Origin of the sequence: Deinococcus betulae, from assembly GCF_020166395.1 — a bacterium.
GTDB classification, from domain to species: Bacteria; Deinococcota; Deinococci; order Deinococcales; family Deinococcaceae; genus Deinococcus; species Deinococcus betulae.
On the sequence record NZ_JAIQXU010000009.1, the window covers coordinates 12,086 to 28,060 of the forward strand.

A 15,975-nucleotide genomic window follows, 5' to 3' on the forward strand; every position below is an offset into this window, starting at 1 on the left:
CAGCCCTAAGGCCCCTGGCCACCGCCTTGACGCCGCTGTCATCTGGGCGAGCAGAGAGGACCTGAGCCTTGAGGCAGTGGTCACACAGTAAGGCAGACCGCACTCCTACCCGCCCGCGCTGGATTGACTGCTCCCACAGCTTTCAGGAGGTCACCATGAGTCAGGACGACACCCAGCCCACCCCTCCCGCCCTTTCCGATTCAGCTTCCGATACTCCGGACACCCACAGCACCGGGGCCCACATGCCCGCGCGCGAGCGTTCGGTGGTGGGCACGGTGGGTGTGGCCCTGATGGGCGCGGGCCTGCGCAGCGCCCGCCCCTTGCAAAAAATCGTGCTGGGTGGGGTGGGGGCTGGCCTGGTGGCCCTGGCGGCCACCGGACGTAACCCACTGGCGACAGCCCTGAAGATCCGTCAGAACAAAGAGGGCGAGGTGCTGGTCAGTGACGCTGTGACGGTCGGCAAACCCGCCGCCGAACTGTATGCCGTCTGGCGCGACCTGGCTGGCCTCCCCCGCCTGATGACCCATCTGGAGCGGGTAGAGGTGCTGGACGCTGGGCGCTCGCGCTGGACGGTGAAGGCTCCCACCGGCGAGGTGAGCTGGGAGGCCGACATCACCGCCGACGAGCCGGGCCAGCGCCTGGCCTGGGCCAGTGTGGAGGGCGCGGCGGTGCCCAACCATGGGGAAGTCCTGTTCCGCGCGGCCCCCGGTCACCGGGGCACCGAGGTCGTGGTGCGCCTGACCTACCGCCCCCCGGCGGGCACGGCGGGCGCTATTGTGGCCCGCCTGACTGGCGAGGAACCTGCCCAGCAGCTGCGCGATGACCTGATGCGCTTTAAACGGGAACAGGAACTGGGCTTTGCCCCCACCACCGAGGGCCAGAGCAGCGGCCGCGCGCCCCAGGGAGGTGCCGCATGAAAGCGATTGTCTGGCAGGGAACGAACAAGGTCGGCGTGGAGACCGTGCCCGACCCCACGCTGCTGCTGCCCACCGATGCCATCATCAAAATCACCTCCACGGCCATCTGCGGCTCGGACCTGCACCTGCTGGACGGAGTGATTCCCAGCATGGAAAAGGGTGACATCCTGGGCCACGAGTTCATGGGTGAGGTCGTGGAAGTCGGCCGCGACGTGAAAAAGCTGAAGCCAGGCGACCGCGTGGTCGTGCCGTTTAACATCGCCTGCGGGGTGTGCGACCCTTGCCGGCGGGGCCTGTTCAGCGCCTGCGACAACTCCAACCCCAATCACCGCATGGCCGAGGCGCTGTACGGCGGGGTCAGCGGCGGCGGCCTGTTCGGGTACTCGCACATGTACGGCGGCTACGCGGGTGGGCAGGCCCAGTACGTGCGCGTGCCGTTTGCCGACATTGGCCCCCACAAGATTGAATCCGACCTGCGCGACGAACAGGTGCTGTTCCTGACCGACATCTTTCCCACGGGCTACCAGGCCGCCGAGAACTGCGGCATTGTGCCGGGGCGTGACGTGGTGGCGGTGTTCGGGGCCGGCCCCGTGGGCCAATTTGCGGCCCGCAGCGCGCAGATGCTGGGCGCGGCCCACGTCATCGTCGTGGACCGCGTGCCCGAACGCCTGGCGATGGCCGAGGCGGCCGGCTGCCAGGTCATCAACTACGAGCAGGACGACGTGCTGGTGGCCCTACGCGAAGCCACCGGGGGGCGCGGCCCCGACCACGTCATAGACGCGGTGGGCATGGAGGCCCACGGGCACGGTCCCGGCGCTCTGGTGGATACGGCCAAGCAGAGGCTGAAACTGAGCTTTGACCGCATCACGGCCCTGCGCTGGGCGCTGCTGAGCTGCGCCAAGGGCGGCACCGTCAGCCTGCCCGGCGTGTACGGCGGCCTGATCGATAAAGTGCCGATGGGCGCGGCCTTTGCCAAGGGGCTGACGTTCAAGATGGGCCAGACCCACACCCAGCGCCATATTGCCCCGCTGCTCTCGCGCATTGAAGCCGGCGAGATTGACCCCAGTTTTGTGGTCACCCACCGCGCCTCACTGGACGAGGCCCCAGCCCTCTACAAGACGTTCCGCGACAAGCACGACGGCTGCATCAAGGTGGTTCTGAACCCCTGGGCCTAAGGTGGGAATAGGGAAGGGGAGAGGCGCGCTTCGGTCTCTCCCTTTCTCTGTCTCTTTAGCGGCTGGCCCAGAGTTCAACCAGGCCGCGTAGGGTCAGGGTGTCGTCGTAGTGGTCAATCTCCCGGCAGATGCCTTCCACGGTGCGGGCAAAGCCGCCGGTGGCCACCGCCACCGCTGGCCCCGGCAATTCGGCGCGGATGCGGCGCAGCAGGCCGTCCACCATCTCGGCGTAGCCGTACACCAGGCCCGATTGCAGCGCGTGCGTGGTGTTTTTGCCAATGGCGGTCTGGGGAGCTTCCAGCGCAATGCGCGGCAGCTTGGCGGCGCGGGCGAACAGGGCGTCGGCACTGACCTGCGCGCCCGTGGCCAGCACCCCGCCTATAAAGCGGCGGCCCCGCCCGATCACGTCAAAGTTGGTGGAGGTGCCAAAGTCCACCACCACGGCGTATTCGTGGGCGCTCAGGTACTGCTCGGCGCCGAACAGGTTGCACAGGCGGTCGGCCCCCACGGCGTCGGGGATATCCAGCTCCACCCGCACGTCAGGGAGGTTGGTCGCGCTGACCTCAAAGGGCGTCACCCCAAAATGCCGCTTGAGCGCCAGCGCGTAGTTCTGGCCCACGGGCGGCGCCACGCTGCTCAGAATGGCCGAGTGGGGCGGCGCGGCTCCTGCCAGGGCGAACAGCCCCTGAAGTTGCAGGGCCAGGTCGTCGGGCAACACGTCGCGGTTGGTGCGCACGCGCCAGGTGTGGGTCAGGTTCAGCCCTTCATCGGCCAGGCCCAGAACGGTGCTGGTGTTGCCAATGTCTGCGGCCAGGAGAGGAAAAGCAGGCACGCCCCGCATTGTACGGGGCGCGTGGCCGGGCGTGTTCGGCGCCCCCGCCTACTGAAAGAGGCTCAGGTCCAGCGGAATGCTGTAGGCGCAGCTGGTGTCGGCCTCGGTGCGCAAGAGCAGCTCGGCGCGGTCGGTGGCCCCTAGGCCCGCCTTGAGAGGCTCGAAGTAGTAGACCAGGGTACCGCCCCAGGTGCTGCCCTCCTGCTTGAAATCGTTGACATAGGTGCTGCGGGCGGGGGCCAGCAGCTGCCCCCCCTTGCCCTTCAGGCGCACCAGATAGGCGCTTCTGGCCTTCTCGCTGGGCAGGCCCCGCACGGCAAGGTCCACGCGCAACTGCCCGGCAGGCAGGCGGCCCTTGGCGGCGTCCTCGGCCAGCGCGTCTTTGACCGTCAGGTTCTTAAAGCTGTCGCGGGCGGCCTGGGCCTGAAAGAACAGCCCATCGGCCTGTCCGCTGGCGGTCACGGCCAGGGGGCGGCTGCCCCGCGCAAAGTCACCGGGGGCGGCTAGCCAGTCGGCCAGGCAGGCGTCGCCGCCGTCAAAGGTAGTCACGGCCGCCTGGCCCGCCACAAAGGCGCCGTCTTTGACCTCCAGATTCAGACTCAGGTAGGTCGGCACCGGGTCGCGGCGGCTGTAGGCGCTGTCAATCACTGCTTTGGCGCTCGTTTCGTCCAGTTGGGGTACCCAGGCCTGGGCGGGGGCCGTCAGCAGCAAGATGAGGCTCAGGGCCAACAGGGGGCGGGGGGTGGGCATAGGGGTCTCCTTATTCAGTCGGTCGCCGGTCACCTTGATGAACCGGACGGGGCGAAGAGTGGGCAAAGAGCGTCGTGATGGGCAGAGCCCCCCACCACGACCTCCTCAGTTCTTGAGGTACACGACGCGGCAGGCCTCACCCGCTGCCCGGAACTGCGCGGCGGATTCCGGCGAGAGGCTGACGTCGGTAAAGACGCTCGAGGTTGGGGCAAAGCGGCTGGCCTGAATGCGCTCGGCCTTCAGGCGGGTGAGATTGGGAAAGGCGGCCAGCGCGGCCTCCGTGGTGACGTAGGTGTGCAGATTGCCCTCCTGAACGAGGGCGCTGCCCACGCCCTTAATCAGTTCGGCGTCAGGCCACAGCTGCTGCCCGCCCGCATACACGATGCTGGTCATGTCACGCTGGAAATTGCCCAGGCCGCGCACGTCAATGCCCACCGTGCAGCCCAGAGGGCGCGCGCTGCTGGCGGCCGGGGCCGCCGCTGGTCGGGGGGCCGAGGGGGTCTGAACGGGGTTGGCCCCTGATGCAGCCGGCGCGGCGCGTGCCCCTGCTCCTGGGGTGTCGGCCGTACCTGTCCCACTGGCCGGCCCAGGGCGGCCAGGTGCCCCGCCGCCCTCGTCTGGGCCTCCGGTAGGTGACGCTGGACCAGCCGGCCGCGACCCCGGTGTGGCGGCCGAAGGTTCTCCCTGGCTGGGTGGTCCAAGGCGGCTCGCAACTGGCGTCCCTCCGTCGGCGGGTGCTCCAGCGGACGGCTGGCCCGAGGGCGCGGGGCGGGTTGTGGTCTGGGCGGGGTCGGTGGCTGGTGGGGTGGACGGTGGCCGGGTGCTGGAGGCCGCCGCAGAGTCGGCAGGCGTGGTTGGCGCCGGCCTAGTGGTGGTCGCCGCAGAAGCTGCGGGCACAGCTGGAATAGAGGTGGCCGGGGTGCTGGGCCGGGCGCTGGCCTGAGCGGCTTCAGGGGTGCCAGAGTCCACCTGTGGTCCACGGGCAGGCGACACCGGCGTGGCCGGAAGAGAGGCTGTAGGCGTGGTCGGGGCAACCGGCCGCGCCGCTGCCTCAGCGGGTGGGGTAGGCGCGGGCGTTCCCCTTGCCGGCTCCGGTTCGGGTGTGCTTGACGTGGGTACGGCCTGATCTGCTGACCCCCGAGCTTCAGCGGCCGGTTCGGGCGGCCCTGAGGCGGTGTCCTGGCCAGCGGAAGCGGTGGCCGGCAAAGCCGGGTTTGTCTCTGGGGTCAGGTCCTCGCGCCGGGGCAGTGCAGTGACCGCTTCGCCCGCTGGGGCTGGAATGGGCTCAGCCGACGCTGGTGCAGGCGCCGCTTCGGCTGGGGTGGGCGTCTGCTCGGAAGCCGGAGACACTGGCGCTGGCTCAGGCACTTCAGGCGTGGCCTCGACGGGAGTGGGCGAGGTCGGTGCCGGGGAGGAGGGAGCTAGAACTGGCTCGCTGGCCCCAGGCACGGCCACTAGCGGAGAGCTTGGGGCCGCTGTCCTCCCAGGCGCCGCCGGTACTGCCTCGGGGACGGGACTTGTGGCGGCCGGAGACGGCGCCGCTGTGGGTGGGGTGGGCTGGGGCGTGGGTGGTTGCGTCGGCTCCGGGGTTGCGTCGGCTGGTGGGGTGGCCGCCACTGGCGGGGTCTGAGGTTGGGCGGGCGAGGTGGTCGTCACTGGGGGCGTCAGGGGCCGCGTGGGCGTGGTGGGCGGCGTCACCGGAACCGGGCGCAGCGTCACCACCTCCAGGGGGGCGCGGGACGCGTCCGGCACCGGGCCCGCCGCTGGCGGCGGCGCGCGCCACAGCAGCGCCCCGCCCAGCAGCGCGGCGTGCAGCAGCAGGGTCGCCAGCGCGGCGCGGCGCCCTTCGTGGCGTTCGCGCGGGCGTGGGAAGGGCGCGGCGGTCACGGCGCGGCCTCTGGGGTCTCGGTACCCAGGGCCAGGCGGGTGCCGCCTGCCTTTTTAATCTCGTCCATGACTCCTACCACGGTGCCGTAGCGCCCGCCCTCATCGGCGCGCAGGCCCACCACGCCGCCACTGGTCGCCGCCAGGGGCCTCAGCAGCGCCCCCAGGCGGGTCAGGGTCGTTTCCTTGCCATTCAGAAAAATCTGTCCGGCGCGGTTGACGCTCACCACGGGCAGGTCCGGCGTTTCCTGCACGCTGCTGCTGGCGCGCGGCAGGTCTAGCGGCAGGGCGTTTTGCCGGGCGCCCAGCGTGCTGGTCAGGAAAAAGAAAATCAGCAGCAGCAGCACCACGTCCACCATGGGGGCAAAGTCGAAGGTGATAGGGTCCGCGTCCCGGTGGCGGCGGCGAAGGCGGCGGGTCATGCGTTCAGCGCGCTCCGCCGAAATTCAGGGCGACCTCGGGCAAAGGCGCTTCTGGGGCTGACCCTGCCCACACCGGGGCCGCCGGGGCGCGGATCAGCCAGCCCGGCAGTTCCTCGCGCACCTGCTCGGCCTGGGTGGCAATCCGGTCAGCGCGGGCACGCAGGGCGCCGCGCGCCACGTAGGCCAGGATGGCGACGACCAGCCCCGCCGCCGTGTTCACCAGCGCCTCGCTGATGCCGGTGGCCAGTTGCGCGGGTGTAGGCGCCGTGGTCTGGCTGAAGACCAGAAACGACCGCACCATGCCGATCACGGTGCCCAGCAGGCCCAGCAGCGGCGCCACTTGCGCAGCGGTGCCCAGGGTGCTTAGGCCCGCATACAGCCGCTCCTCGGCGTCCAGCAGCGCGGCCTGCATGGCGCGCTCGGCGGCGTCCACGCCCCGGTCAGCGCGGGCCAATCCGGCGCGCAGCACCCCGGCAGCGGGGCTAGGGTGGGCGGCGCGGTCGACTTCGGCCAGAGCGGCGGCGGGGCCACTTTCGGCGGTGACGGCGCGGGCGCGCTCGGTCAGGGTGCGGGCGTCCTGTCCCAGCCGCGCCAGAGCCTGCGCGCGCACGGCAATCAGGTACACCACATACACCGACAGGGCCAGGAGCACCCAGAGCAGAGGCCCGGCGGCGCGCAGTAAATCGAGGCTGGTCATGGCCCCTACGGGTAGCACGCGCCCGCGTGGGGAGCGTGAAAAAGCGGTGCGCCTCCCTCATGAGGACACGGCCGCAATCCCCAGCAACTCACTCGACTTTGCAGTCTCTGGCGGGTAAAATAGGCCAGTAAGTAGGAATCATTCCTAACAAACCCCCGGTGATTCCCGAAGGAGCCTCATGACCCACCAGCTCGAAATCCGCAACCTGCACGCCTCTGTGGAGGGACAGCCCATTCTCAAAGGCATTAACCTGGTCGTCCCGCGCGGCGAACTGCACGCCATCATGGGGCCAAACGGCAACGGCAAAAGCACCCTGGCCAAAGTGATTGTGGGCGACCCCGAATACACCGTGACCGAGGGTGAAATCCTGGTGGACGGGCAGAACATTCTGGAGATGGAACCTGACGAGCGCGCCCGCCTGGGCGTCTTCCTGGCCTTCCAATACCCCGTCGAGATTCCCGGCGTGACCATCGCCAACTTCCTGCGCCTGGCGATGCAGGCCCGTAAGGCCGAAGGCGAAGAGGTGGGCTTTGCCGAGTTCTACGGCAAGCTGCAAAGCGCCCTGAAGACCCTGGAATGGGACGAGAGCATCGTGGAGCGCTACCTGAACGCAGGTTTTTCTGGCGGCGAGAAGAAGCGCAACGAGATTCTGCAGATGCTGATGCTGGAACCCAACTACATCATCATGGACGAGACCGATAGCGGTCTGGACGTGGACGCGCTGAAGATTGTCGCCAAGGGCGTGAACTCCATGCGCGGCGAAAACCTGGGCGGCCTCATCATTACCCACTACCAGCGCCTGCTGGACTACATCGTGCCTGACAAGGTGCACATCATTCTGGACGGCAAAGTCGTGCAGACCGGCGGCCCTGAGCTGGCCAAGAAGATGGACACCCAGGGCTACGACTGGGTCAAGGAACTGGCGACGGCATAAGGGACAGATTCAGCAGGAGGACTCATGACCGCATACTCGCTGAAGTTTGCCAAAGACAACCTGGAGCGCATTGCCCAGGAAACCGTCCAGAACAGTGATGAAACCATTATCACGCTTGACTCTGGCGAGGCCGTGGTCCTGATTCCTCTGGAGCAGTACGAAGCCTGGAAGGAAACCCATCACCTGCTGGCCAACCCGGCCAACCGCCGCCACCTGCTGGATTCGGTGGAGCAGTACCGCCAGGGCCGGGCCATCCGCAAGAACCTGACGGACTTGCAGACAGACGCGCCCGAGTGAACCTGAGTTTCACGCCCAATGGCTGAGCCGACTATCTGTGGCTGCACCACCATGAGCCGAAGCTGCTCCGGAAGCTTCACCGCCTGCTGGACGAATGCCTCCCCACACCCTTTGAGGGCACAGGTAAGCCCGAACCCCTCAAGCATGAGTACGCGGGTTTCTGGTCCCGCCGCCTTACTGCTGAACACCGCCTCGTGTACGCCGTAGACGATGACGCGATTACGGTCATTGCCTGCCGCTCTCACTACGAATAAGGAGCTTCTATGCGCCCTGTCCTTCTGCCCCTTATCGCCGCGCTGGCCCTGACGGCCTGTGCCCAGCAGGGCACGACCATCGAGCTGCGGCAAGCGGCAGGAGCGTGTGAAGCCTCCACCAGTTGCTTGGAATACCGCCAGCCCGAAAACGGCTCCTGGGTGACGCTGAACAACGAGATTCAGGGCTTCACCTTCGAGCCCGGCCACCGCTACGTCCTGAGTGTGAAAGACGAAGCCAAGGAGCGCCCGCCCTGTTCGCCGCCCGAGTGGCGCCTGCTCGGGGTAAAGGAAAAAACGCCCACCGAACCGGTGGTGGCCGACGCCACCACGCCCACCCGCCCCTGCTAACCCACCTAAGGAGACTGCATGACCGTCAATCCTGAAGCAAGTGAAATCAACACCAGCTACGAATACGGCTGGAGCAACCCTGAACGCTACGCCATCAAGGCCCCCAAGGGCCTGAGTCGCGACGTCGTCGAGATGATCTCCAAGGCCAAAGACGAGCCCCAGTGGATGCTGGATTTTCGTCTCAAGGCCCTGGACATCTTCCTGAGCAAGCCCATGCCCGAATGGGGCGCGGACCTCAGCGGCCTGAACCTCGACGAGATCTACTACTACATCAAGCCCGAAGGCTTCAACGCCCGCTCCTGGGACGACGTGCCGCAGGACGTCAAAGAAACCTTCGAGCGCCTGGGCATCCCCGAAGCCGAGCGCGCCGCACTGGCTGGTGTAGGCGCCCAGTACGAGTCGGAGATGGTGTACCACAACCTCAAAGAGGAGTGGGAAAAGCTGGGCGTGGTCTTCCTGTCCATTGAGGACGGCCTGAAGGAATACCCCGAGCTGTTCCGCGAGCACTTTGCCACCATCGTGCCGCCCGAAGACAACAAGTTTGCGGCCGTGAACAGCGCCGTGTGGAGTGGCGGGTCGTTCGTGTACGTGCCCAAGGGCGTGAAGGTGGACATTCCCCTGCAAACGTACTTCCGCATCAACGCGGAAAGCAGCGGGCAGTTCGAGCGCACCCTGATCATCATTGACGAGGGCGCGCAGGCCCACTACATCGAGGGCTGCACGGCCCCGGCGTACTCCAGCGACTCGTTCCACTCGGGCGTCATTGAAATCGTGGTGAAAGAGGGCGCGCGCTTCCGTTACTCCACCATTCAGAACTGGAGCCACAACGTTTACAACCTCGTGACCCAGCGCGCCGCCGTGTACGGCAACGGCGTGATGGAATGGGTGGACGGCAACCTGGGCAGCAAGGTCACCATGAAGTACCCCGCCTGCTACCTGTTGGAAGAAGGCGCGCGTGGCGAAGTGCTGAGCATCGCGATGGCCGGACGCGGCCAGCACCAGGACGCGGGCGCCAAGATCGTCCACTTTGCCCCGCACACCAGCGGCACCATCGTCTCCAAGAGCATTTCCAAGGACTCAGGCCGCAGCTCTTACCGGGGCCTGGTGAAAATCTACGAAGGCGCCAAAGGCAGCAAGACCAACGTGGAGTGCGACGCCCTGTTGCTGGATGAGGAAGCCCGCACCGACACCTACCCGTACATCGAGATTGAGGAAAAGGACGCCAGCGTGGGCCACGAAGCGACCGTCTCCAAGATCAACGACGACCAGATTCTGTACCTCCAGAGCCGTGGCCTGAGCGAAGACGAGGCCGCCGGCCTGATCGTGCGCGGCTTCATTGAGCCGATTGCCAAGGAACTGCCGCTGGAATACGCCGTCGAACTGAACCGCCTGATCGAACTGGAAATGGAAGGCTCGGTCGGCTAAGGCGCATGGGCGGGGGCGTCTGCTACGACAAGGCCAAGTGGCACTATGACGGCGATTTTCCGCCGGAGCTGCCGCCGTCACAGGGGTTCGTTCACACCGGCATGTTTATCAGCTGGTTGGCCGGGCGAAATCTCCTGGCAGATGGTCTCGCCGCCGACGCCGAAGCGCTTCGAGGTCGGCACCAGACCGGCGCCCAGGTGTTTGAGGCCTGGGGTGGGGTTCTGACCAGTGACATGCTCACGGCAGAGGGCAATGCCTTCGCCCGGCACTACTACGCCTCTGAGATGGGCGGCGGAGAATACCTCAACGATTACTTCAACCTGTTTGACGATCTGCCGTCCTTCTACCATGTGCCCGACACCTGGGACAGCGCCGTCCGTGTGGCTGGGCTGATTGATGAGCGCTATGCCGAGTGGCAGGCCGGGCGCTGAGGTGAGACAGCTGCGGCGTCCCGCTGGCCTCTTTTTGCAAAGGAAAACATGACCCTTCTTGGCAATGTTGTGGTGGGCGCCGTCGCCCTGATTCATGTATACATTCTGGTGTTGGAGATGTTCCTCTGGGAAACCCCACGCGCCATGAAGGCGTTTGGCACCACGCCCGCCCTGGCGGCCCAGACCCGGAGCCTCGCGGCGAATCAGGGGCTGTACAACGGCTTCCTGGCGGCTGGCCTGCTCTGGGGCCTAGTGACCGACCAGTTTTCCGTCAAGGTCTTTTTCCTGCTGTGTGTGCTGGTGGCCGGCGTGTACGGCGCCACGTCCACCCGCAACCCAAGAATCCATTTCGTTCAGACGGTCCCGGCCACGCTGGGACTGCTGCTGCTCTGGCTGGGCCGCTGACGCCGCCAGAGTCGCTGTTTCAGGAGACCCCATGACCCAATTCACCGATCAACTGGCCGCGCACGGCGGCCCCGAGTGGCTGACGAGCAAGCGCCGCGAAAGCCTGGACCTCTTCAATACCTTGCAGGTGCCCACCGAAAGCGTCGAAGCCTGGAAATACACCCAGGTGGACGTGGACTTCACGGCCCTGCGCCCCCACGGCAAGCGTGACGCCGTAAGCAATGTGGCGGCCCTCCCCGTCAGCGTGCAGGAGCGCCTGACTGGCACCGACGTGGGCGCTTTTCTGGTCCTGGACGGCCCCGACGTGGTCTACCGCACCGAACTGCCCGCCGAGCTGACCGAGAAGGGCGTGATCTTTACCGACCTAAAAACGGCCGTAGAGCAGCACGCCGACAAGGTGCAGCAGTACCTCTATTCCGTGGTGCCCGCCGAAGTGCCCGACGACACCACGATTGCCGCGCCCGGCACCACCCCCAGCAAGAGCCCTGACCCCAGCGAAGGGAAGTTCTCGGCGCTGGCGGCGGCCCTGTGGACCAACGGGGCGTTCGTGTACGTGCCGCGTGGGGTCGAGGTTGAACTGCCCCTGGGCTCCTTCCGCGTCATGAGCGAGGCCGGCACCTACACCGCCACCCGCACGCTGGTCGTGGCCGAGGACAACGCCCAGGTGACCTTCATTGATGAGCAGGCCAGTGACGCCCTGCCCGGCACCTACGCGATTGGCGCCGTGGAACTGGTGGTCAAGGCCGGCGCCCGCCTGCGCTACGTGTCCATTCAGAACTGGGGCGAGGGTGTGACCCACATTCAGCGCCAGCGCGGCGACGTGGAGCGCGACGCCACCCTGAACAGCCTGGTAGTTACGATGGGCGGCACCCTGTCGCGCACCGAGATGCAGAGCTACCTGCGCGGCCAGGGCGCCGACAGCGAGATGCTGGCCCTGTACTTTGCCAACGAAAACCAGCACTTTGACCACTACACCCTGCAGCACCACGCTGCCGGTAATGCTCACAGCGACCTGCTGTACAAGGGCGTGAACGACGACGCCAGTGTCGGCGTGTTCAGCGGCATGATCAAGGTGGACCTGGGGGCCCAGAAGACCGACGCCTACCAGAAGCACCGCACCCTGATGCTGTCCAGCGAAGCCCGCAACTTCTCGGTCCCGCAGCTGGAAATCAATGCGAACGACGTGCGTTGCTCGCACGGCAGCACCACCAGCCCGGTGGATCAGGAAGCCCTGTTCTTCCTGCGCTCGCGCGGCATCAGCCGGGAAACGGCCGAGAAGATGCTCGTCACGGCGTTCCTGGAAGATGTGCTGGGCCGCGTGCCGCTGAAAAGCGTCGTGAAGTACATCGAGGGGATCATCGCCCGCAAGGTCGGCGCGGTTTAACGCCAGAGCCGGCCGCCTTCGCCGCCCCGCCGCTTTAAGGCCGGGCGGCGTTGTTATGCCGGGAGGGTTCCGACCTCCACCGCGTCGGCCAGCACCGTTTGAGCCAGGGTTCACAGCGCCGGAAAGGCGCGTAGGCGAGGCTCCTTGAGCGCCCGCAGGCGCGCGGCCGTCAGGTCAGGCTCGCGCATGGCGCAGCCCAGGCCGCCCCCGGCCCAGGTCAGCAGCAGAGGCTGAAGGGCGTCCAGCGCGCGGGCAAACTGGGCTTCCGGCGTCTGCGCGGCCTCAAATTCGGCATGCAGGGCGTGAAAAGTGGCGCGTTGCGGCTCGGGCAGCAGGGCAAAGAGCTGTTCGGCGGCTTCGGTCTCAGCCCTCAGCTGCCGGGCGTGTGCTTCGGGGCTGGCGGCAAAGTGCAGGTCTCCGGCGTGAATCTCGACCAGGTCGTGGGTCAGCAGCAGTTCCACCACGCGCGGCAGCTTCGTGCCGGGCGCGGCGTACTCGGCCAGGGTCAGTGCCATCAGGGCCAGGTGCCAGGAATGTTCAGCGCTGTTCTCGGGTCGGCTGCCGTCGTGAAGAAAGGTGCTGCGCCTTACGGCCTTGAGGCGGTCACACATGAGCAGAAACTCCAACTGGGCGGGCAGGTGCGGCGGCATGAGGCAGCATATAAAGGTCTTCGGCCGGCATGAGCCTTTTGTGCTTTCACGCAGTCGGAGAGAGTGAGTGATAGCCCTGAGAATCAGTGGAGTTGAGACAGACGCTGTTCCCACCGTTCGCAAGAACGGTTCAAGTCGGGCGGAGTTGGAGACTGAGCCAACTCCTTATGAAGAGAGGAAAACTGATGCGCTGGCGGTGTATAGGCGGAACAGACGGCAGGCTGATGGGGACGTGCTGGTGCTCCATCAGCAGAACGGAAGACCGCTGTTCCGTGGCGTCAGGCCACAGAGACCGGGCGGCACTCTGAACGTCTTTGCCCTCTGACCAAGGCGTGAGGGCGCCGTTCGCTCTCCTGGCCTGAACCCAGCGCGTCAACTCCTTCCCCATAAGTGTATAGAGGTCGTCTTCCGAAGAGGCTCTGGGGCAAGTCCACCTGGAGAACGGCGCCTCAGCGCGAACTGCTCTTCACAGACACTGGCCACCTGTTCACAGCGGCCCACGTCGTCCTTTCAGGCGGTTTGAACGCCGTTGCGCCCACTGTGTTTGACGCGGTACATGGCTTCATCGGCGCGGCGCTGCAACTCTGCAAATGCCAGGCCGTCCTGCGGGGCCACGGCTGCGCCCACAGAAGCGCTGATGGCCACCGACTGCCCCTGCACCGTGAAAGGCTGGGACAGCGCCTGCAAGAGCTTGAGGCCAATAGCGCGGGCGTCCTGAGGGTCGCGCAGGGCCGGCAGCAACACGGTAAATTCGTCGCCGCCGGGCCGGGCCACCAGGTCTTCGCGGCGCACCTCGGCGCGCAGCCTCGCCCCCACCTGGCGCAGCAGGTCGTCTCCGGCGTCGTGGCCCAGGGTGTCATTGACCGCCTTAAAGCCGTCCAAGTCCAGAAACAGCAGGCCCACCGGCAGGGCCTGGCCGCGTTGCAGGGTCTGTTCAGCCACCGCTTGAAAGTGCGCTCGGTTGGCCAGGCCCGTCAGGGGATCATGGGCGGCCCGGTGGGCCAGCAGCGCGTGGTCCTCTTGCAGCGCCGTGTGGTCTTCAAGCAGCTTCTGGGTGCGCTGACGTTCCTGCTCGGCCTCGCGCCGCAGGGTGTCCAGCTGAAACTGCGCGGTCAGGAACCGGGTCTTGCGGTCCACGTCCTCGGCATGAATCTGGCGTTCCAGCGTGTGGTGAGCCCGCAGGGCGCTCAGGGCGCCCGGGGTAGTCGCCCAGGGTTTCATGGACCTCGCTCAGGGCGCCCAGCGCGTCCCGTTCCTGCCCGCTGATCTTGTGTTCCTGCGCCAGCTGCAAGGCGCGCTCCAGGTGAGGCAGCGCCAGCAGCGTCTGGCCCTGCTGCAAGTAGGTCAGGCCCAGACTCAGCAGCATCATGCACAGATGCACCTGTTCCCCGATGGCCTCGGCCAGCGGCAGGGCGCTCAGCAGGGTCTGCCGGGCGGCGTCCAGCTGGCCCAGTCGCAGCAGGCTGTCTCCTTCATACGCTTGCGTCACGACCAGATGCTGTTTCAGGTCTCTGGTCTGAAGGTTTGGCCGTATGTCTTTGGCCAGCGCCAGGGCCTGCTCATAGTCGCCCAGCGCGTGATAATCCACCATCAGATTGACGCGGGCGCTGCTTTGCAGGGCGCTGTCGCCCAGTTGCCCGGCCACCTCTACCACTTCTTGATGCGCCTGAAGCGCGCTGGCGTTTTCACCCAGCTCGGACCAGACGGCGGCGATGTTGTTCAGCACCCGGACACGGCCCTGCTCGTCCCCAGCAGCCAGGGCCAGCCGCGAACTATCCAGAAAGCGTTCTAGCGCCCCGGCGTAGTCGCCCAGGTGGCTGATGACGTTGCCGATTCCGTTCAGTGCCCGCGCCTCCAGCGCCTGGTCCCCTTGCTGCCGGGCGGCGTCCAGCGCCCGCCCAAAGGCCTTCTGGGCGTCCTCGTACTGGGCCTGAAAAAACAGTGTGGCCCCCAGCAGCACCTGAGCCTGCCCAAACCTCAACTGGTCTCTGTCGCGCTGGGCCTGCGCGGCTGCGGCGCGCGCCACAGCCTCGGCGCGGGCCGGGTCCACCACCAGCAGTTCGTCTGCCTGGGCCAACTGCGCGTCTAAGTCCAGCCGCTCTGTATCGGTCGGCTGGCCCCGCGCGCTTCTTGTGGTGGCCCCGCCGTTCATCCCCTGAGGATAAGCCGCGCGTCTGACACCCACCTTGCAGAACAGGAGGCTCAAGTCAGCTCTGGCATCCCCGTGAAAAGGAGGGCGACCAGAGGAAAGCGACCAGCGGCCGCCCTTCTGCCTGCCTGGTCGCCGGGCCCAGCGGCCCTGCCCTGGGGCTACCGCTCCAGCTCCAGCTCGCCTTCTTCCTCGCCCCACCATTTGATGCGCCGCGCCTCAACCTGAATCATGGTCAGCCCCGGCGTGTCCAGGCCGTCTTTGAACCACTGCTCCAGACTGCCTTGCCAGTGGGGTTCCATCGCTTCGCGGTCACTGGTCAGGGTCGCCTCGCCCTGCACGGCGATAAACAGCGTGCGTTTCTGGGCCTGAAAATTGAGCTGCACGTGTTTGTTTTTCTCGATGTCGCGCGCGGCGCGGGATTCGGCCCAGGTAAAGAAATAGCTGGTGCCGTCGTAGTCCACCTCGCCGTTGTTGCTCATGGGCCGCGACCCCAGGTGGCCGTAGCTGGTCACGGTGGTCAGGAGGCAGTAGTCCAGGCCGCGCATCAGCTGTGCCAGGGCTTTCATGGATGGTTTTGCCATGCCTCCGATGGTAGGTAGCCCCGCGCGCCGGATGATGCAGCGGCCTTGACCGTTTGGTTACGCCCAGGGATTGCCGGTCACGGGGTCGCGTTCAGGGGCGGGCACACGGGCGATGCGGCGCACAGCCTCTGCCGGGTTCGTGTCTTCGGGGCGGCACAGGGCCCAGTCACGGGCCCTGGCAGAGGCGCCCACTACGAGACAGTCGGGACTGCTTCCGGCGTTGCCGTGTTCCGTGCCTGCGGGCACGACCAGCACGTCGCCTGCGGGCCGCCCACGCCGCCCAGCGTGACCGTTGCCTGCCCGCGCATCACCGCCAGCACTTCAGGGGCGATGGAATGGTCGTGATGACACTCGTAGCTTCCGCCACGCCAGGCAGTGGTCCAGCCGTGGTCAGCCCGCCAGGTGTCAAGCTGCGCTGGAGTACCCATCAGGGCCGC

Annotated in this window: 20 protein-coding genes; 10 read left to right on the forward strand and 10 right to left on the reverse strand. The window is 66.7% G+C overall.

The features are described 5' to 3' along the window. The first annotated feature begins 155 nt into the window (after positions 1-155). Positions 156-917 (forward strand): SRPBCC family protein, encoded by a 762-nt coding sequence (locus K7W42_RS08620; protein WP_224573921.1) that lies wholly within the window; start codon positions 156-158, stop codon positions 915-917. Continuing rightward, positions 914-2,092 (forward strand): zinc-dependent alcohol dehydrogenase, encoded by a 1,179-nt coding sequence (locus K7W42_RS08625; protein ID WP_224573923.1) that lies wholly within the window; start codon positions 914-916, stop codon positions 2,090-2,092. Before K7W42_RS08620 ends, K7W42_RS08625 begins: the two co-directional genes overlap by 4 nt. A 55-nt stretch (positions 2,093-2,147) precedes the next feature. Here K7W42_RS08625 and K7W42_RS08630 read toward each other — a convergent pair whose 3' ends face one another. The 5 genes from K7W42_RS08630 to K7W42_RS08650 form a co-directional block, all read right to left on the reverse strand. After that, complete coding sequence (locus tag K7W42_RS08630) at positions 2,148-2,924, reverse strand: type III pantothenate kinase (protein ID WP_224573925.1); 777 nt, start codon at positions 2,922-2,924, stop codon at positions 2,148-2,150. A gap of 48 nt (positions 2,925-2,972) precedes the next feature. Further along, complete coding sequence (locus tag K7W42_RS08635) at positions 2,973-3,674, reverse strand: hypothetical protein (protein WP_224573928.1); 702 nt, start codon at positions 3,672-3,674, stop codon at positions 2,973-2,975. 105 nt (positions 3,675-3,779) lie between these two features. Then, entirely contained in the window at positions 3,780-5,561 is a 1,782-nt protein-coding gene (locus K7W42_RS08640; protein WP_224574145.1) for a hypothetical protein, read from the reverse strand. Next, on the reverse strand, positions 5,558-5,980 hold the full coding sequence (locus K7W42_RS08645; protein WP_157459335.1) for an ExbD/TolR family protein: 423 nt from the start codon (positions 5,978-5,980) through the stop codon (positions 5,558-5,560). Before K7W42_RS08645 ends, K7W42_RS08640 begins: the two co-directional genes overlap by 4 nt. A gap of 4 nt (positions 5,981-5,984) precedes the next feature. Continuing rightward, entirely contained in the window at positions 5,985-6,677 is a 693-nt protein-coding gene (locus K7W42_RS08650) for a MotA/TolQ/ExbB proton channel family protein (RefSeq protein WP_224573930.1), read from the reverse strand. A 178-nt stretch (positions 6,678-6,855) separates the two neighbouring features. Between K7W42_RS08650 and sufC the strand changes: the two genes are divergently transcribed. Genes sufC through sufD form a run of 8 tightly spaced genes read left to right on the forward strand, consistent with a single transcriptional unit; the run spans position 6,856 to position 12,155 of the window. Further along, positions 6,856-7,611 (forward strand): Fe-S cluster assembly ATPase SufC, encoded by a 756-nt coding sequence (gene sufC, locus K7W42_RS08655; protein WP_224573932.1) that lies wholly within the window; start codon positions 6,856-6,858, stop codon positions 7,609-7,611. Positions 7,612-7,635: 24 nt separating this feature from the next. Beyond that, positions 7,636-7,908, forward strand: a complete 273-nt coding sequence (locus K7W42_RS08660) for a type II toxin-antitoxin system Phd/YefM family antitoxin (protein ID WP_224573934.1) — start codon at positions 7,636-7,638, stop codon at positions 7,906-7,908. Positions 7,909-7,949: 41 nt separating this feature from the next. Then, positions 7,950-8,162 (forward strand): Txe/YoeB family addiction module toxin, encoded by a 213-nt coding sequence (locus K7W42_RS23250; RefSeq protein ID WP_224574133.1) that lies wholly within the window; start codon positions 7,950-7,952, stop codon positions 8,160-8,162. A 9-nt stretch (positions 8,163-8,171) separates the two neighbouring features. Further along, positions 8,172-8,510, forward strand: coding sequence for a DUF4377 domain-containing protein (locus K7W42_RS08670; protein WP_224573935.1), 339 nt, complete (start codon positions 8,172-8,174; stop codon positions 8,508-8,510). 18 nt (positions 8,511-8,528) lie between these two features. Beyond that, complete coding sequence (gene sufB, locus K7W42_RS08675; RefSeq protein ID WP_157459339.1) at positions 8,529-9,935, forward strand: Fe-S cluster assembly protein SufB; 1,407 nt, start codon at positions 8,529-8,531, stop codon at positions 9,933-9,935. A 5-nt stretch (positions 9,936-9,940) separates the two neighbouring features. Beyond that, complete coding sequence (locus K7W42_RS08680; protein ID WP_224573937.1) at positions 9,941-10,366, forward strand: DUF7832 domain-containing protein; 426 nt, start codon at positions 9,941-9,943, stop codon at positions 10,364-10,366. A gap of 48 nt (positions 10,367-10,414) precedes the next feature. Beyond that, a complete protein-coding gene (locus K7W42_RS08685) occupies positions 10,415-10,771 on the forward strand; it encodes a DUF1304 domain-containing protein (protein ID WP_224573939.1) in 357 nt (118 codons plus the stop codon). Between the two features lie 31 nt (positions 10,772-10,802). After that, the gene (gene sufD, locus K7W42_RS08690) at positions 10,803-12,155 is read left to right on the forward strand and encodes a Fe-S cluster assembly protein SufD (RefSeq protein ID WP_224573940.1); all 1,353 of its coding nucleotides are present in this window, start codon (positions 10,803-10,805) and stop codon (positions 12,153-12,155) included. A 110-nt stretch (positions 12,156-12,265) separates the two neighbouring features. Here sufD and K7W42_RS08695 read toward each other — a convergent pair whose 3' ends face one another. The 5 genes from K7W42_RS08695 to K7W42_RS08715 all read right to left on the reverse strand — a co-directional run bounded on the left by K7W42_RS08695 (position 12,266) and on the right by K7W42_RS08715 (position 15,793). Then, on the reverse strand, positions 12,266-12,805 hold the full coding sequence (locus K7W42_RS08695) for an HD domain-containing protein (RefSeq protein ID WP_224573942.1): 540 nt from the start codon (positions 12,803-12,805) through the stop codon (positions 12,266-12,268). A 510-nt stretch (positions 12,806-13,315) separates the two neighbouring features. Further along, on the reverse strand, positions 13,316-13,942 hold the full coding sequence (locus K7W42_RS08700) for a diguanylate cyclase domain-containing protein (RefSeq protein WP_224573944.1): 627 nt from the start codon (positions 13,940-13,942) through the stop codon (positions 13,316-13,318). Next, complete coding sequence (locus K7W42_RS08705) at positions 13,845-14,957, reverse strand: tetratricopeptide repeat protein (protein WP_224573946.1); 1,113 nt, start codon at positions 14,955-14,957, stop codon at positions 13,845-13,847. Before K7W42_RS08705 ends, K7W42_RS08700 begins: the two co-directional genes overlap by 98 nt. Before the next feature lie 158 nt (positions 14,958-15,115). Then, positions 15,116-15,538: a pyridoxamine 5'-phosphate oxidase family protein gene (locus K7W42_RS08710; RefSeq protein ID WP_224573948.1), complete on the reverse strand. Its 423-nt coding sequence runs from the start codon at positions 15,536-15,538 to the stop codon at positions 15,116-15,118. A gap of 57 nt (positions 15,539-15,595) precedes the next feature. Next, positions 15,596-15,793 carry a cupin domain-containing protein gene (locus K7W42_RS08715; protein ID WP_224573950.1) on the reverse strand — a complete coding sequence of 66 codons (198 nt, stop codon included), beginning with the start codon at positions 15,791-15,793 and terminating at the stop codon, positions 15,596-15,598. Between the last annotated feature and the right edge of the window lie 182 nt (positions 15,794-15,975).

Bases quoted from the DNA above. Each gene is read 5' to 3' on its own strand.
- K7W42_RS08620 (WP_224573921.1), top strand. From the start codon at position 156: ATGAGTCAGGACGACACCCAGCCCACCCCTCCCGCCCTTTCCGATTCA.
- K7W42_RS08710 (WP_224573948.1), bottom strand. From the start codon at position 15,538: ATGGCAAAACCATCCATGAAAGCCCTGGCACAGCTGATGCGCGGCCTG.
- K7W42_RS08645 (WP_157459335.1), bottom strand. From the start codon at position 5,980: ATGACCCGCCGCCTTCGCCGCCGCCACCGGGACGCGGACCCTATCACC.
- K7W42_RS08685 (WP_224573939.1), top strand. From the start codon at position 10,415: ATGACCCTTCTTGGCAATGTTGTGGTGGGCGCCGTCGCCCTGATTCAT.
- K7W42_RS08670 (WP_224573935.1), top strand. From the start codon at position 8,172: ATGCGCCCTGTCCTTCTGCCCCTTATCGCCGCGCTGGCCCTGACGGCC.
- K7W42_RS08680 (WP_224573937.1), top strand. From the start codon at position 9,941: ATGGGCGGGGGCGTCTGCTACGACAAGGCCAAGTGGCACTATGACGGC.
- K7W42_RS08695 (WP_224573942.1), bottom strand. From the start codon at position 12,805: ATGCCGCCGCACCTGCCCGCCCAGTTGGAGTTTCTGCTCATGTGTGAC.
- K7W42_RS08705 (WP_224573946.1), bottom strand. From the start codon at position 14,957: ATGAACGGCGGGGCCACCACAAGAAGCGCGCGGGGCCAGCCGACCGAT.
- sufB (WP_157459339.1), top strand. From the start codon at position 8,529: ATGACCGTCAATCCTGAAGCAAGTGAAATCAACACCAGCTACGAATAC.
- sufD (WP_224573940.1), top strand. From the start codon at position 10,803: ATGACCCAATTCACCGATCAACTGGCCGCGCACGGCGGCCCCGAGTGG.
- K7W42_RS08625 (WP_224573923.1), top strand. From the start codon at position 914: ATGAAAGCGATTGTCTGGCAGGGAACGAACAAGGTCGGCGTGGAGACC.
- K7W42_RS08635 (WP_224573928.1), bottom strand. From the start codon at position 3,674: ATGCCCACCCCCCGCCCCCTGTTGGCCCTGAGCCTCATCTTGCTGCTG.
- sufC (WP_224573932.1), top strand. From the start codon at position 6,856: ATGACCCACCAGCTCGAAATCCGCAACCTGCACGCCTCTGTGGAGGGA.
- K7W42_RS08660 (WP_224573934.1), top strand. From the start codon at position 7,636: ATGACCGCATACTCGCTGAAGTTTGCCAAAGACAACCTGGAGCGCATT.
- K7W42_RS08650 (WP_224573930.1), bottom strand. From the start codon at position 6,677: ATGACCAGCCTCGATTTACTGCGCGCCGCCGGGCCTCTGCTCTGGGTG.